Raw genomic sequence first — 16,367 nt, 5'->3', positions numbered from 1 at the left:
GTCAGCTTTCGGATCCGTTTGCGATGTCTTCTGGCGTCAGTATCCAGTAATCGTCGTGACCTTCGCCGGTCATGACTTCGATGGTCAGTCCACCCGACGCGGCATCAGGATCCAACGGAAACCGGACCGTCCCGTCTTCTTGCAACGGCAATGTCAGAACTACCTCTGATGCGGCGTTCAGAACGCGCACCTCGCCGGATACCGGGATCTTGCCGGTCGAAAACTTGGTTTCGACAACGACCGTTCCGTCCTCGACGAATGCGAATACGTTCAGGTTATGGGCCTGTGCGGCGGTTGCAAAAGCAACCACCGCCAGTGCTGCGAACAAACGGCGCATCAGTCGTCCCATTCTTCGAATTCGACCCAGATTACGGCACCCAGTTCGACGGCTTTCTCTTCGCCCTCAAAGGCCATGGTTTCCGGTGCGGTGTTCAGCGCGGCAAAGCCCCACCAACCGTCCGTCGGCGCCGCATAGGTGAATACACCGTTGGCGTCGGCCTTGACCGTTTGCGTGATCATCAACTCGCTGGGGACGGATGCCTCACCGTCTTCGTTGTAGTATTCGACCTCAACCTCGGCATAAGGGACGGGCTCACCTTCCAGCATGACGGTGCCCTGGAACACGTTGCCTTCCCACAGGCCAAAGGGTTTGCTGAGTGGCACGATTTCGGTGCGCAGACCCAGTTCGGTGTCCCAGCCTTCGTCATCATCGAAGGCACTGACGTAGGTTTTCGTGTAATGGACGATATAGCTGTCCTCGGCCGGTTCCCAATAGGGCTGCGGTTCCATCGCAAAGACATAGGTGCCGGGGCGTTCCAGCGGATAATCAAGGGTATAGCCGGGCTGACCCATGATCTGTGCTGCCGTCAGATCACCCAGCAGATCGGTCGTTTCACCGGCATGGGTCACCGTAAAGGAGACGGGTTCGACCAGTTCCATGCCCAACAATTCGAACGGGTGCGAAAACGACATTTCCAGCTGCACGGACCGGCCGTCCTCTTGGCTGATCATCGGATCGTTCGGGATAATCATCCCGTAGTGCGCCAGTGCCGTCGTCCCGCTGAGTGCGGTCAGCGCCACTGTCGCTGCGAATGTCTTTTTCATTACTCAAAACTCCCGTTTTCTTGTTCGGTTTCAGGTCGCCAACAACCAGGCGACGATGGTGCTGCCGTTTGTCTGAACGGCGAACGTCAGTGCGATGGCGATGACGCCCGCAATACATAGAATTAGAATGGTCTCGGCCCCGATAAATTGCAGGATCATGCTTTTGCGGGCACCGATCTTGAACGCGGTCTGCATTTCGCGCGCGCGCAATCGGTAGCTGAGGAAAATCGCCAGACCCACGGCCGCCAAGGCCGCGCCGCCGACAATCAGTGTCACCGCATCCAGCAGCGATTTGATCCGAAAAATGCGCCCGACCAGTTCGCCGATCACGTCACGCGGGACGATGATCTGAACGGGATTTTCCGCATCCAGATAGCGCCCCCGCAGCATGGTTGCGGCGCGGGCGTCATTGGGAACCAGCACGACCGCCGACACCGGATAATCCGCAGGATCGCCGTGAAAATGAAAACTGTCGATATTGTCGTCGGTAATGCGGTTGAATTCGACGATCGCGGCGTTGGCGACGATATCGCCAGAGGTCGCTCCCTCGGCCAGCACGCCGTCGTGGCCGTGTCCGATCCCGGCGATCACCCACGACGTCTTGATATCGACAAAAACGGCTTCGTCATCGGGGGTGCCGGTCGGTGCGAGAACACCCACGATGTTCAGCTCCAGCGGGTAGACACCATCCAGATCGAACAGGTTCTGCGGGGCCGACACGACCGTGTCGCCGGGGGCCAGCCCCAGACGTTCGGCCACGGATGCACCCAAAACGGCCTCTCCCAGCAGGGCGATCTGGCGGCCTTGCGCGACATTCAGGCCCCTGAACTCGAAATATTCGACCGAGGTGCCGATGATCCGCGCGCCATTGGTTTCAAATGCCGTGTTCAACGGGATCGGCAGACCCAGCCCCGAATCCCAGATTGCATCGGCATCCGCCATGGTCACAGGGTTTGCGCGGTCGTCGGAAAAATACAGCGCATTCATCGCCAGATCGAGCTGGCTGCCCCGACTACCCAAAACCAGCGGTGTCGCCTCTGCCCTCTCGGTCAATGCGGTCTGCGACCCGTTCAGCAACACCTGACTGATGATCGGCACGGACAGAATCAGCGCGGTCACCACGATCAAGACAAGCGAGCGTGCCCAATGAAACCGCAGATAGGAAATCGCCAGAAAAAACGCGTTCATGCGGCATGTTCCCCTGTATCGCGGAATGTCGCAAAATCGATGACGCGGTCGAACCGCGGCAGCAATTCGTGATCATGGGTCACAGCCAGCAATGTGGCACCTTGTTCGGAGGTGCGCGCAAACAGCAGGTCAAGGATGGCAACCTTATTCGCGGGATCCAGATTGCCCGTCGCTTCGTCCGCCAGCACCAGGTCCGGCTTCATGATCAGCGACCGGCACAGGGCGACGCGCTGCTGTTCGCCCTGGCTCAATGCGCCGGGTCGGCGGTCCAGCTTGCCGTCCAGCCCGCATGACTGCGCCAGTTGAACAGCACGGGTCCGCGCGGCGTCATCGATTTTCGCACCGGCCGCGATACGGTAGGGAAACAGGATGTTTTCCCGTGCGGTCAGATATTCCAGCAGCGCAAAATCCTGAAACACGAAACCGATGCGGGCGGCCCGCAGGCTCCGGCGGGCGGCATCCCCCATGTTCGACACGGTGACGTCGCCCAGCCGCACCGTGCCAGATTGCGGCACGGTAATGCCAGCGATCAGGTTCAGCAGCGTCGTCTTGCCAGTCCCGCTGGGGCCGACCACAGCGACCTTTTCGCCCGGCTCCAGCACCAGGCTGGGGATGGTCAGCCGGAAATCACTGTCCGGATAGGCAAACGAGAGATCGTTGATTGCAATCATTCCGCAGCCACCATTTCACCGGCATCGGTGCGATCCACGTCGGTCAGCTCGAAACTGGTCATGCGCCAGGCGCCATCCACGGGTTCGATCATCAGATTGGCGGAATAGGTGTTGCCACGCACATGGAGGTGGGTGGCGTGACCGACCGTGCCGACCACCCGCCATGTGACGTTCATGTCAAATGCCTCGCCGTCCTGACGTGATGTCAGACCTTCCAGTTCCATCGCGTGCAATTCCTGGTCCGCAGCCTCCAGACCGCCGCCGGCCATCGCACCCACCCGTTCAAGATAAAGCGTTTCAAGCGCGTCACGCGCCGAGACCTCTGACAGGCTGTCGTAGATCTGCGATTCATCCGTTTCCGCAAAGGCGCGGTAAACGACCGCGAGGATTTCAGGGACAATCTGAAATGAAACCTGGCGGAATTCATCCGCTGTTACAGCGCCGGTCCCCGGTGCCGCATAGGCTTGCCCGCTTGCGCCGCCGGGTCGCGCGACGAACACGACGGCCAGTAGCGCGACCATGGCGATGCAGCCCGAAACGACGATCTTTAACGTCTTACTCAATTCCTGTCCTCGTCCTGTCGCGCGCCCGGGGTCGCTCTGCGGGTATTCGGGGACTATCGGATGCCTTCAGGGCCAGCACAAGTCAGCCGAACCGGTTTGGCGGATCACAGATGCGACAGGCTGTCTGCAATTGGTGCAGGGCGAGACCTGCACGCGCCCAGGTATGCCCCGTTTAAACAGATGGATCACACGAACCTGACGCTAGCCGCGCATCAGCATCAGACCGGCACCGCCAAGTGCCGCGACAATCACGACACCCCAGGGCGGCACTTTCCAGGCTGTCAGCAACACAAAACAAACGAGCGCCAGCGCAAAGTCCGACATGTCGCTGATCGCGTTGGTGAAAACCGGCGCATATAGCGCGGCCCCCAGAATACCGACGACAGCAGCATTCGCGCCCTGCATCAGCGACTGCGCCCGGGCCATAGACCGGAACCGGTCCCAGAACGGCAGAACACCGATCAAAACCAAAAATCCCGGCAGGAATATTGCAAAGGTCGCGATGACTGCCCCTGCCAACCCATATGCTCCCCCTCCCAGATAGGCTGCGATCGTAAACAGCGGCCCCGGCACCGCCTGCGCCGCGCCATAGCCCGCAAGAAATGCGTCCGGCGTCATCCAACCCGATTGCACCACCTCTGTTTCCAACAGCGGCAGCACCACATGCCCGCCGCCAAAGACCAACGCCCCCGCGCGGAAGAAACTGTCCAGGATCGCCAGCCCCTGCCCTTGCCCCGCAACCAGTGGCAGGCAAACCAGCAGCGCCACGAAGATGAACAGGGCAAATCCTGCGACGCGGCGCGACACCGGCACGATGACATCACCGCCACGGGGCGCGCCGATGCCCCGCCCCAGCGCAAGGCCAACCAGCGCTCCCACGGTGATCGCCCCCATCATCCCCAATGTGCCGGGCAAAATGGCCAGCATCACCACCGCCAAAACCGCAATCCCCGCGCGTTCGCGGTCGGGGCAGAGGTTTCGCGCCATCCCCCAGACCGCCTGTGCCACGATCGCCACCGCGACGATCTTCAGCCCGTGCAGGACCCCTGTTCCTACGGGTCCCGAAATCCGCGTTGCGGTCATGGCAAAGGCGAACAGGACCACCGCCGACGGCAGGGTAAACGCGGCAAAGGCAGCCAGCGCCCCCAGCCATCCCGCGCGCAGCAAACCGATTGCGAATCCCACCTGCGACGAGGCCGGACCGGGCAAAAACTGACACAAAGCGACCAGTTCGGCATAGGCACTGTCAGACAGCCACCTGCGCCGGATTACCAGTTCATCGCGAAAATAGCCAAGATGCGCGACCGGTCCGCCAAAGGACATCAGGCCCAGCTTTAGAAAAGTGGCAAAGACCTCTTTGGGATGTCCCCGCAGGTGCGCCGCCTCAGCCTGATCTGCCTCGACATTTCTACGCACAAGGCCTCCTTTGCCAGTGCCCCCGACCTAAGCGGCCCATGTGTCACCAGCGTGACCACGATTCCGACGTTCCGCATGGATACACAAATAACGCGGCTGCATCTGTCGAAAACAAGTGCACCAGTCGGACTGTCGGATCATCCCGTTTGTGCTGTCTGGCCCCGCGTCAGGCAAGCGTCTGAATGGTTCTGACGCTACACATGGCCCGGCGGAACGGCAGTACGGGCCGCGTTGACACAGCGCGGCAAAATTTTCACCCGATCGCGTGCATTCAAAGGTGCGGCTGCTATGGTCGCCATGCCACCCCAACAAGGCCGACGCATGACCATTCGCAAGCAGACCAGAGCGATCAGCAAATCCAACCAAGCCGAGATCGATAACATTCTCGGGCTGTTTCGTGCGGGACGATTTGATGCGGCACGCGATGGTGCCGAAAGTCTGGTCAAACAACTGCCCGGATCGACGCTGGTCTGGAACATTCTGGGCTCTGCCTGCCACGAGTTGAAACAGACCGACCGCGCCCTCGAGGCATTTGCGAAATGGATTGCGATCAAGCCCAACGACCCGGACGCCCACTATAACATGGCCACATCGCTGATGCAGGCCGGGCGTTACGAGGATGCTTTGACTCATCTCGAAAAAAGCACCGCCATCCGGCCTGACAATGCCTATGCTCACTACAACCTCGGAATCTGCTACCGCGAAACGGATCAGATGATCCCTGCGGCGACCCATTTTGAAACGGCGATCCGGCTCAAACCCGACTACCTGCCCAGCTATACAGCGCTTGGTCAGGTCAAGAAGCTGACGCTGGACGATCCTCAGATCAAATACCTGCAACAAGCCGTGACACGCAGCGATATCAGCCTCGAAAATCGGACCAAAATACATTTCTGCCTCGCGGGCGCCTATGAAAATGCAGACATGGCGGCGGAAACCGTGTCGCAGCTCAAGAGCGGGAACGCCACCCGGCGGAAATTGATCGGTTACAGGTTCGAGGACGACATCCGACATTTCGACAGCCTGCGCCGCACGGCAGACGCGATCATGGATACCGAATTCGACCCTGTTCCGATCGGTTCAATGCCGGTCCCTGTGTTCATCGTGGGCATGCCACGGTCAGGCACCACGTTGTTCGAACAGATACTGGCCAGCCATTCGCAGATCAGCGGTGGCGGCGAACTTCCCTATGTCGCAAACCACGGCAACGCGCTTTCGACAGGCCGCAAGGCCATCACGCCGCGCGCGCTTGCGATCTTTCGCAAAAGCTATTTGCGCGCAGCGGCCAGCCACGCTGACGGCAAGGCCTATGTCACCGACAAGATGCCCAGCAACTTCAGGTATTTGCCACTGATCGCAAAAGCCCTGCCAGAGGCGGTGATATTTCACGCAACCCGCGATCCACGCGCCGTTGCATGGTCCAATTTCAAACACAACTTTGGTTTCGATGGTCTGGGGTACAGCTACGATCTGGACGATATCCTGAATTATCACGCACTCTACCGGGATCTGATGGCAGAATGGCATCATCGTCTGGGCGGCCGCATCCACACGGTAAACTACGAGCGCCTGACGACGGATCAACTACAGATGTCGGAACAGGCCATCGCACATATCGGCGTCCCGTGGGAGGACGCCTGCATGCGGCCGCATGAAACCAAACGCCGCATCGCCACCGCATCCAAGATGCAGGTCCGCAAAGAAGTTTATCAGGGCAGTTCTGAAAAATGGCGCAAATTCGCGCCGTTTCTCGATGGTGCCTTGGACACGATGCCCGGTGATTGGGGACGCGACGCGCCAACCGCAGCGCCTGCGCCCCGTCGGGTGTCACGTCCGTCTATCCCGGATGCAGCGCCGGTCACGACCGATTTCGCATCGGCATTCGCAGACGGCAGGTATCAGGCCGCATTCGACATTGCGTCGCGGCAAATTGCGACCGGCGACAGAACCGCCGCAACCTACACCAATGCAGCACAGGCCCTGATGCGTCTGGGCCGCATCAAGGAGGCCCGCAAGATGGCAGCCCATGCGCTGGCATCGGAATCCGAAAACCTCGCGGCACTGGACCTGATGGCTGACGCCTCTGGGAAACTGGGGATCACGGCCCATGTCGCATTATACGGCAAAATGGCCCTGACCGTGCGGGGTGCAGACGCGACCAGAACGCCGTCCGTCAACCTGCCGATGCAGACCAGATCACCGCAGGCCTGCAGCAATATCATCGCGTTTTCGATCCACGGCGATCAGGCGAGGGATTGCGAACCGGCAGTCATGAACGCCCAAATCGCAGCCCGGATCTATCCGGGCTGGATCTGTCGCTTTTACAGCGACGATACCGTGCCACAGAACGTGGTGAACCGCCTGCGCGCCGCTGGCGCAGAGGTCGTGCAGGTGGACGAGGCCGTCGCCCGATGGCCCGGCAGCATGTGGCACCTCGCGGCAGCAGACGATCCGGCCGCGGACCGGGTGATTTTCCGCGACGCGGCAGCACTCTTGACCACGCGCGAAGCCGATGCCGTGCGCGACTGGATCAATGGCGATGCGTCATTCCACGTCATGCGCGATCATGCGACGCATACCGACCTGTTGCCGACGGGCTTGTGGGGCCTGCGACGCGGCGCGCTGCCAAGGATTACGGATCTGGTTGGCCATTGCGAACAGCAGGCAAAGCTGTCGCATCAACATTTTCTGCAACACCATATCTGGCCATACGCACAAGCAAATCTGACGCAGCACGATTCCGTTTTCGGGTTCGGCGATGCTCGGCCCTTTCCCGACGGGGTTGATGCAGCGACGGCTCAAGTCGGCCGCGCGGTGGAACTTTCCCATCTGTCCCTGAAAACCGATTTGCCCGACGATACACCCGTTGTTTGGCACATCACAGAAACCACCGCGGATGGTCCCGTCACCATCTGCCGGTATCCGGCGGTGGTGAAACACGGGACGGTCATGGACCTCGTACCCAAGACCTATCTTGCGCAACTGGCGACTGGCCACCTTGCGGCGCAGGTTTCCCCCATCACGCAACAAGCCGTGCCGCAGCCCGGGCCGAAGGCAAAACCCAAGGCCAAGTCCGCGCAAGTCACCGCGCGCGCGCTTGATCAGGCCAAGGCGTCGTTCATGCAGCACTACCGCGCAGGGCGCTACGCCCAGGCGCTGGCCGTGTCGAACGGTCTGATCGCCAAGGGCGTCAGAAACGCAAACATCTATGCCGATGCAGCCGTTGCCGCCCTTTACCTCGAACGGTGGCAGGACGCGCTGGATCATGCCGAACAGGCCGTTGCACTGGGACTGGACACCTTTGGGATATACGACACGATCGCACATGCGCATGGCGCTTTGCGCCAATGGGACGCCGCACGCGCCGCCGGGCATAAGGCATTGACGCTGCGCGATGCGGCTGTCCCGGCAACAGCGCCAATCAAGCTGCCATTGGCTGTGCCCGCAGCACAGGCCCAGACCGATGTCATCGCGTTTTCACTGTTCGGCGGACAGTCGAAATACTGCGAGACAGCCGTGTTGAACTGCATCGACCAGCCCCGGATCTATCCCGGATGGGTCTGCCGTTTCTACATCGACGATACCGTGCCTGATCATGTCACGACCCGCATTGCGGATGCAGGCGGCGAGGTCATTCATGTCGACGATACGCTCTTGCGCTGGCCCGGGCCAATGTGGCGTTTCGCAGCTTATGACGCACCTGATGTGCGCCGCGTGATTTTCCGCGATGCGGATTCCGTGATCTCTGAACGCGAGGCCGGCGCGGTCAGGGAATGGATCGAGGGCGGTCAGGCCTTTCATGCGATGCGCGATGCGGGCACCCATACCGAACTACTGCTTGCGGGGCTTTGGGGGGTTCGCAAGGGCGCACTGCCCGCAATGCGGGCACTTGTGGCCGATTTCCTCAAGACGCCCGTCAACAGCGCGCATTACGCAGACCAGGAATTTCTGCGCACCTACGTCTGGCCTTACGGACGGCAGGATATCATGCAGCATGACAGCGTTTTCGGCTTCATGGACCCCCGCCCCTTTCCCGAGGGTCCACACCGTGATGATTTCCACACCGGCTACGCAGAAGGCTCTCCGGTCGTGCGCATTTCGACACCGCAACCGGACGGTGCAATGGTCCATTGGCAACTGGTCGATCATCGCAGCGGAACGCCCCGGATGATCTGTCGCTATCCGGCGCGTGTTGAAAACGGGCATGTGACGGCCAATATCCCGGCCCGCCATGCGGTTCTGCTCAACTCCAACGCCGTGACGATCTTTGTGGAAAAGCCGCGCTAGGTCTCAGCGTTCGCGCAGGGCTTCACCCGCCCTGTTCAACGGTTTCAGCAAATATTGCAGCACGGTGCGCTGGCCCGTCAGGATGTCGGTTGTCGTGACCATGCCCGGAATGATCGGCAGCCGGTCGCCGTTGGGCGTGTCGAAATAGGTGCTTTCGGATTCCAGCGTGACCGCGAAATAATATTCGCCGTTGTTCAGTTCGTCCTGAAAACTGTCAGGCGACACGCGCAAGACCTCGGCCTCCAGACCGCCATAGATCGCGAAATCATAGGCAGACACCTTGATCCGCGCGGTTTGCCCCGGCGCGATAAAGGCGATGTCACGCGGGCTGAAACGAGCCTCGATCAGCAAACGGTCCTCGATGGGCACGATTTCCATGACCGTACCATTCGGCGGCAGAACGCCGCCACCCGCAGTGCTGACCAGAATATCCTGAACCACACCCCGGCGCGGTGACCGCAATTCGCTCCCGCGCGACAACCCCTGCTGCGCCAGCAGCCGGATTTGCAACTGCCGAGTTGTACGGATCACCTCGTCCAGCTCGATTTGCAGGTCACTCTTGAAGGTCTGCCGCTGACTGTTCAACCGCGTGGTCACTGATGCGATTTTCTGGGACAGACGCAGTCGTTCGATTTCCGTGCCGCCACCCAACTGCGATGCGCGCTCGAAAATCGCCATTTCCTGATTGAGCAGATCCAGCTCGTTTTCCAGATCCTGCACCGCCTGAATCTGGTTTTCGCGCATGTCGTTGAACAGTGCCGTTTTCTGCCGGATCAGCACCTCTTGCCCCTCTGGCAGCCCGGTGATGGTCAGGGTCGGTCGGTCCGCCAAAAGCGCCTCGAGCACCTGTTGCTGCGCGATGCCGTCGTTGACCCCGCTGGCAAGCTCTTCTGTTTCGGCGTCATCGCGGGTCGTGTCGAGAATGGCCAGCAGCTGTCCTTCCTCGACGATATCGCCCTCGTTCACCAACAGTTCGACCACGCGGCCGCCCTGCACGCTTTGAACCAGTTGCAACTGTGAAGATGGGATGACGCGGCCCGGTCCCACCGCCACCTCTTCCAGCGGGGACATCGATGCCCAGGCAAAGAACGCGGCAACAACCACCGTGATCGTCACGATGATCCGTTTCTGCCTGCGCCCCGCCATGGGGGGCGTATCTGTCATGACGGCCATGGATCAACTGCCCCCATTCGATTTCAGTTTGGCGATGACGTCGTCTTTTGGTCCATCGTTGACGATCCGTCCCTCATTGATGACGATCAGTCTGTCGCAGATGCTCAGCGGTCGCAGACGATGGGTTGCAATGACGATGGTCTTGCCCGCCCCCCATTCCGAGAGTGACGCGATGAATTTCGCCTCGGTCTGGTCATCCATGGATGCCGTAGGTTCATCCATCAGCACCACCTTGGGCTGTCGCAGGATCGTGCGGGCGAGGATCAGCGATTGTTTCTGCCCCCCCGATAGCCCCTGCCCGGCCTCGTTGATCATCAGGTCCAGCCCCTGCGGATTGCTCTTGATCAGGTCCAGCACACCCGCAACCTTGCAGGCCTCGATCATCTCGCTGTCACTGGCAGAGGGACGCGCAATCGCAAGGTTGTCGCGGATCGTCCCGCGCAGCAACATGGAATCCTGCGATTGATACCCGACAGCACGGCGCACGTCAGAGGGGCTGACGGTTTTCATCTCGGTCCCGTCCAGCAGGATCGTGCCGTCGCTGGGTTCGACGATGCCCGACAGCAGACGCAGGAACGTCGATTTGCCGGAACCGATGCGACCGACAATGCCGATCCGCTCTCCGTATTTGATGTGCAGCTTGGGGATGATCAACGCGGTATGGTCGTGACCCGGATAGGCATATTTCAGGGCACGGATCGCATAATCCGGGCTGTCCAGATCGCGGCGCAGATGGTTGGGATTGGCCGTATCCGCGGGGCGGCTGGTCAGCTCGTCAATGCTGCGCTTGGCCATGATGCTGCCCTGGATCGCCCCCATCACCGCCGACACCTGCGTCAGTGGCGCGATGGCCCGGTTCGTCAAGATCGAACAGGCAATGACCTGACCCATCGTCAAATCACCATTGATGACGCCGATCGCACCGAATGACACCACCGCGATATAGCACAATTGCTGGAAAGACTGGGTGGTGTTCATCAACAGGTTGCGCCACCAGCGTTGCTTGTTGCCGATGGTATTTGCGACATCCACCGTGCGTTCCCAACGCAACAGCATGGTGGACTCGGCTTCTTGCAACTTGATCTCGTCGGACTTGAGGATGGATTCGACGATCAGACCGTTGCGCAATGATGCCTCGGACAGACCCTGTTTCGCCAACCGCGCCAGCGGGACCTGCGCGATGATCCCCATGATCACGATGACCGGAATGACGATCAGGATCGGGAACACCAGCGCGCCCCCGATCAGGTAGATGATCGCAACGTAGATCAGCAGGAACGGCAGATCGATCGCGGCACTCAGCATCGAGGACGATATCGCCTCGCGGATCTGGTTGATCTCGCGGATCTGGGCGGCCATGGCCCCCAGACTGGCCGGGCGGCTATCGGCCTTGAGGTTCAGCATGTGCGAAAACACACCTGCCGAAATCCTGTGGTCAACGGTCTTGCCGACATCGTCGATCAACGCGGCCCGTTGCAATCGCAAGATCAGCTCGAACAGGACGGCGAAACCCACACCAATCACCAGCACGGTCAGCGAATTGACCGATTGCGCAGGGATCACGCGGTCCCAGACCTGCAAGGCAAACAGCGATGCGGCCACAGCCAGGATGTTTCCCACGATGGCGGCCAGAACCAGATAGCGCATGCTGGAAAACAGCGGACGGATGGAATCCCAGAACCACCTGCTGGCATCCTTGAAGGTCGAATCCGTGGACCACACATCCAGCGGCACCGCGTCCTGAAACATCACACCATCGGCGAACCTGCGGCGTAACTGCCGGGACGTGATCGTGTCCTCGGTCATCGTGCCGTCGGGACCGGGTGCCGCAATCCGGTAACGGCCACGCAGCGTCCGCCCCGTCACTAGAAACGGTCGGCGCGCGTCGTCCCAGCACAGCACGGCCTGTTGCCGCGCGGCCTTTGCGATGTCGCCGAAATCGACATAGGTCACGTCTTTTCTGAATGCCTCGCCAAAGGCATCAGCGATCAGGCTGGCAGAGGCTTCTTCGCGGATGACACGCGATATCTGGTCGGGCAAAAACGGCTTGCTGTAATCAGTGCCTTTGACCTGTGCCAGATGATTGGCGACGACCATCCACTGCGCGTATTCATCGCCTGACTTGCCCGCGTCCGTCATTCCGGTGCGCTATACAGTTTTCCAGAGGCCTGATCGTAGGCAAAGATCATCCGGGTTAGGTTTTGCAGATTGACGCGCCGCGCCTCGTTCAGGTCGGCACGGGCATCGTAGATCCGTTCTTCCGCATCCAGCAGGTCACGCAACGCCCGGTTCCCGACCTCATAATCACCCAGCATGATGTCGCGGGTCCGTATCGAAATGTTCACCACATCCTTGAGCTGCTCGACACGCTGATTGCTGTTCACAAATGCCGTCCGGGCATTCTGCGCCTCGAGCTTGAGCAGCCGCAGTTCTTCGGTCAGGTTCTGTTCGGCGATCGCAATTGCCAGATCGGCATTCGCGACGGCCTCCTTGCGACCACCCCCCAAAGGAAAGCTTTGCGACACGCTCGGACCGGCCACGATTCCGTTATTCACGAAATCGCCGTCCGTGTTCAAACCGCCACCGATCCCCAGTTTGACCCCGATGGCGGGAAACAGGCCCGCCGCAACGGCGTTCCGTTCGGCCCGCGCGATTTCGATTTCGGACTGCCGCGCCAGGTAACGCGGATGCGCCATCAGGCTGTCATCCGCGATCAAACCCGTCCGCGTTTGCAATTGGGCGTAGATCTGCTGCGGCGACAGCACCGACCCCACGGAAATCCCCAAGGCTGACGACAATGTGTTGCGGGCAGCGGCCGTTTGCGCCTCTGCGTTGCCAACTTCGGTCGTCGCGCGGATCAACGACGTGTCGAAATCGTTGGTATCCACCTCGGATGCCGCACCAATCAGCACCCTGCCGCGCACGCCATCCTCCAGCAACCTGATGCTGTCCACATAGGACCGGGCATCTGCGAGACCCGCAGTCTCGATCGAAAAATCGATGTAATCCGACAGGATATCCTCTGCCGATGTCTCGATCTCGGTGAACAGGGCATAGCGCGACTGATCGACCGTCGCGATTGCACCGTCCACCTTGGCCGCACGCTCGCCGAAATCGAACAATGTGTAGCGCAGCCCGGCCTCGACGCCGACCGGCGTCGTGCTGCCTGCACTGACGGACGCAGAGGCATAGAGCTCGGGGTAATACAACGCACGGTTGATAATGACCTCGTTGTTGGACTGCCGTATCGCGATGGCCGAATTCTGCACGTTCCGCGATGAAATGATCCCGATCCGCACCGCGTCCTCGACGCCAAGCGGGCTGGTCCGGACGGCAACAGGGTCCAGCGCCCCGGCAATGATCGCCTGTTCGGCCTGAAATTCCGGCACCTCTTGCGGACTGCACGCAACCAGTCCCAGAAACACCGCAGCCATCGCCAGGGGCCCGCGTGCGGGGCCGGCGCGTCGCGCATGCCGATCCAAAGTATTCACTGCCATCTCAGACTTTTCCTGTCCCCGACCCACCGCGCGGTGCTGCTCTTTTCATTGTGCCGGTTGATCGGCCATTGCTCAACTTTGTATCCGATATTTGAACCGGTGGCGTCAATCATGCTGTGTTTTGCGCGAAACATCCACACCCGTGATGAAGACCCGACAGGATAACCGCCGTTATTGATGCCGGTGACAGGCGCTCTTGCCCGACCCGCACCATTCAATGCCGCTGAAACAAAGGGCGCGCACCGTTTCGGATGCGCGCCCTGTTCTGGATTATTCAGCAGACCTTAGGTGATCACGCTGATGTCTTCGTCGATGACCAGTGTGGCATCGTCCAGCGCATAGACATCATAGACCTGACCTTCAATCGACTGCTGCTCACCCGTATAGGTTGCATCCGTCACGGTCACGCTGTCCTCTGCTGTCCCTGCGATGACCAGCAGACCCGAGGGCGCTGCCTCGATCACATCCTCAAAGGAGAGCGTGATGTGATCCGCACCTTCGTCGGACAAATCGATCGCGTCGAAATCATCCATGACGACGGTATCATCGACGCCCGCCAGATCGACAGTGTCATCCGTCAGGTCCATGTGGAACGTGAACTGCGTATCCTGAACCAGCACGGTTTGCCCATCCGCTGTTTCGGCGGTCGTGGACCCCGTCACATGTACCGTTTCGGTCGGATCGGCGCTGATGCCATCGCTGATCAGGTTGATCGACGTGATCCCCAGGTCCGTCAAGGAGAAGACCTCCCCTTCGTCCGACACGCCGTTGACGTTCGCATCCTGCCAGACCGCAAAGTCCGCAAAACCGTCATCCTGCGCATCGAACACGCCGTCCCCGTTCAGGTCATAGGTCATCGCCAGACCTTCGAGGTCGGTGGAACCATCCACGCTGAACGCATATTGCGCCGAGCTGCGGACAGATCCGTCCCCGTGAACATCGTGGAACAGGATGCCGTCCTCGGCCCCCGTCCAGCCGATGGTGGCAAAATCACCCTCGCCTGACAGATCCACGTAGTTCTCGCCGTAGCTGATCACCCCGTCGCCACTCAGATCGATCGCGATTGGCGGCACGATACCGACAAAGGTCTCGATCTGCGAATAGTTGACGGTGACCGTCTGACCCGCCGCATTTTCATACGTGAACTGACCAGCCTCGCCCGTGTTGGACACACTGATGACATTGGTCAGCCCGGTCGTATCCAGCGTGTCGCCAGCGATCTCTTCGTCTTCGCCGCCCGTGACGGTAATGGTCGCATTCCCCGTCAGCGTCCCGTCAAAGAAGATCGTGTCGTCACCCAGACCGGCCGCGATCGTATCCCCGGCACCGCCAAAGATCTGATCGTTGCCGGCACCACCGATGATCGAGTCGCTACCCTCGCCACCGATCAGCGTATCGTTGCCGCTGCGCCCGTCGATCGTGTCGTTGCCTTCACCACCGTCGAGGTAGTCATCGCCACTGGCCGCATCCTGGTAAACCATCTCCAGTCGGTTGGCACCCAGGTTGGTTCCATTCACGGCATCAATGTCCGAAATCAGCCGGATCGACTTGATCGGCTTGCCCAGCAACAGATCGGAATCTGCGCCCTGACTGAACTCCGGTGCCAGGTAGAAATCACCGTCCGTTGTCTGGAACACAACCGCAGAGAAAGTAAACGCGGTGGTTTCACCCTCGAACACAACCTCTGCGTTATAGGCATCGGCACTGTCCATGATCTTCGATACGCCATCGATGATCATCGGCTCGTTGTTGCCATTGCCGTTCGTCGTGTTGTTCCGGTCAATGATCCCGTCATTGTCGGCATCGTTATTGTCGACGAACACCACCTGTCCGCTCAACGGCGCTGCGGTCGATCCATATGTGCCAAGCAAAAGTCCGGGGTTTTCGTTCGCGATTGAACCCTCGTTTGTATCGACGTCGGCCGCATTGCCCAGGAAGATAGCCTGCCAATCCGGGACGCTCTGGATCGTCGCCGGTACAGGATCGGGGTCCTGATCACCGATCAGCGTGTCACCACCGGCACCACCGAACACCGAATCGTCACCGCGACCACCGTTGATGCTGTCGTTGCCGCCACCACCAAAGATGTTGTCGTTCGTCGCGGTCTCGCCGTCGGGTCCATCGACGATATCACCCTGGGCGTCCGGCGTACCGGGCCCGATGATGTCGTCCCCGGTGGTCCCCTGAACCGACCCATCCGGCACCGCCGTATAGCTGTCCGTAGCCTGGGGCGACGGACCTTCGCCGTTGATATCGACCTGCGTCGCCGTCACCGGACCATCCGACTGTGGTTCCGTCGACGTCGCGCTGTAGCTGCCGTCGATCGGATCCGCGATCGCCGTCACCGTCTCGCCGTCCGGCATGATGACCGTGACCGTGGCACCGAGTTCACCGACACCCGTGATCGTCAGTGTGGCATCCGGGTTTGCCGGTCCAACCACGATGGTCGGTGCCTCAGGCGCTGTCGC

Annotated in this window: 10 protein-coding genes and 1 pseudogene; 1 reads left to right on the top strand and 10 read right to left on the bottom strand. The window is 60.3% G+C overall.

From position 1 onward, the window contains the following. Window position 1 precedes the first annotated feature (1 nt). From AN189_RS12415 to chrA, 6 genes are all read right to left on the bottom strand, one after another. Window positions 2-337: a hypothetical protein gene (locus AN189_RS12415; RefSeq protein ID WP_056036342.1), complete on the bottom strand. Its 336-nt coding sequence runs from the start codon at window positions 335-337 to the stop codon at window positions 2-4. Further along, window positions 337-1,104 (bottom strand): DUF4198 domain-containing protein, encoded by a 768-nt coding sequence (locus AN189_RS12410; RefSeq protein ID WP_056036341.1) that lies wholly within the window; start codon window positions 1,102-1,104, stop codon window positions 337-339. Before AN189_RS12410 ends, AN189_RS12415 begins: the two co-directional genes overlap by 1 nt. 30 nt (window positions 1,105-1,134) lie before the next feature. After that, on the bottom strand, window positions 1,135-2,292 hold the full coding sequence (locus AN189_RS12405; protein ID WP_056036339.1) for an ABC transporter permease: 1,158 nt from the start codon (window positions 2,290-2,292) through the stop codon (window positions 1,135-1,137). Further along, a complete protein-coding gene (locus AN189_RS12400) occupies window positions 2,289-2,963 on the bottom strand; it encodes an ABC transporter ATP-binding protein (protein WP_056036336.1) in 675 nt (224 codons plus the stop codon). Before AN189_RS12400 ends, AN189_RS12405 begins: the two co-directional genes overlap by 4 nt. Next, window positions 2,960-3,526: a hypothetical protein gene (locus AN189_RS12395; protein WP_157057480.1), complete on the bottom strand. Its 567-nt coding sequence runs from the start codon at window positions 3,524-3,526 to the stop codon at window positions 2,960-2,962. The genes AN189_RS12400 and AN189_RS12395 overlap by 4 nt, the downstream gene beginning before the upstream one ends. A gap of 201 nt (window positions 3,527-3,727) precedes the next feature. Further along, the gene (gene chrA, locus AN189_RS12390) at window positions 3,728-4,942 is read right to left on the bottom strand and encodes a chromate efflux transporter (RefSeq protein WP_056036331.1); all 1,215 of its coding nucleotides are present in this window, start codon (window positions 4,940-4,942) and stop codon (window positions 3,728-3,730) included. Between the two features lie 321 nt (window positions 4,943-5,263). On the opposite strand from chrA, the gene AN189_RS12385 reads away from it, so the two are divergent. Beyond that, window positions 5,264-9,229, top strand: coding sequence for a sulfotransferase family protein (locus tag AN189_RS12385; protein ID WP_172794911.1), 3,966 nt, complete (start codon window positions 5,264-5,266; stop codon window positions 9,227-9,229). A gap of 3 nt (window positions 9,230-9,232) precedes the next feature. On the opposite strand, the gene AN189_RS12380 is transcribed toward AN189_RS12385, so the two are convergent. From AN189_RS12380 to AN189_RS12365, 4 genes and pseudogenes are all read right to left on the bottom strand, one after another. Continuing rightward, window positions 9,233-10,393 carry an HlyD family efflux transporter periplasmic adaptor subunit gene (locus AN189_RS12380; RefSeq protein WP_172794910.1) on the bottom strand — a complete coding sequence of 387 codons (1,161 nt, stop codon included), beginning with the start codon at window positions 10,391-10,393 and terminating at the stop codon, window positions 9,233-9,235. 12 nt (window positions 10,394-10,405) lie between these two features. Beyond that, on the bottom strand, window positions 10,406-12,541 hold the full coding sequence (locus tag AN189_RS12375; protein ID WP_056036325.1) for an ATP-binding cassette domain-containing protein: 2,136 nt from the start codon (window positions 12,539-12,541) through the stop codon (window positions 10,406-10,408). Continuing rightward, window positions 12,538-13,899 (bottom strand): TolC family protein, encoded by a 1,362-nt coding sequence (locus AN189_RS12370; protein WP_083484397.1) that lies wholly within the window; start codon window positions 13,897-13,899, stop codon window positions 12,538-12,540. Before AN189_RS12370 ends, AN189_RS12375 begins: the two co-directional genes overlap by 4 nt. Before the next feature lie 284 nt (window positions 13,900-14,183). Further along, a pseudogene (locus AN189_RS12365) lies at window positions 14,184-16,367 on the bottom strand (Ig-like domain-containing protein); the annotation flags it as partial.

This window comes from Loktanella sp. 3ANDIMAR09, assembly GCF_001420005.1.
Taxonomy (GTDB): Bacteria; Pseudomonadota; Alphaproteobacteria; order Rhodobacterales; family Rhodobacteraceae; genus Loktanella.
The sequence above is the reverse complement of the archived record's forward strand: the minus strand, read 5'-3'. Positions and strand labels throughout refer to the sequence as shown.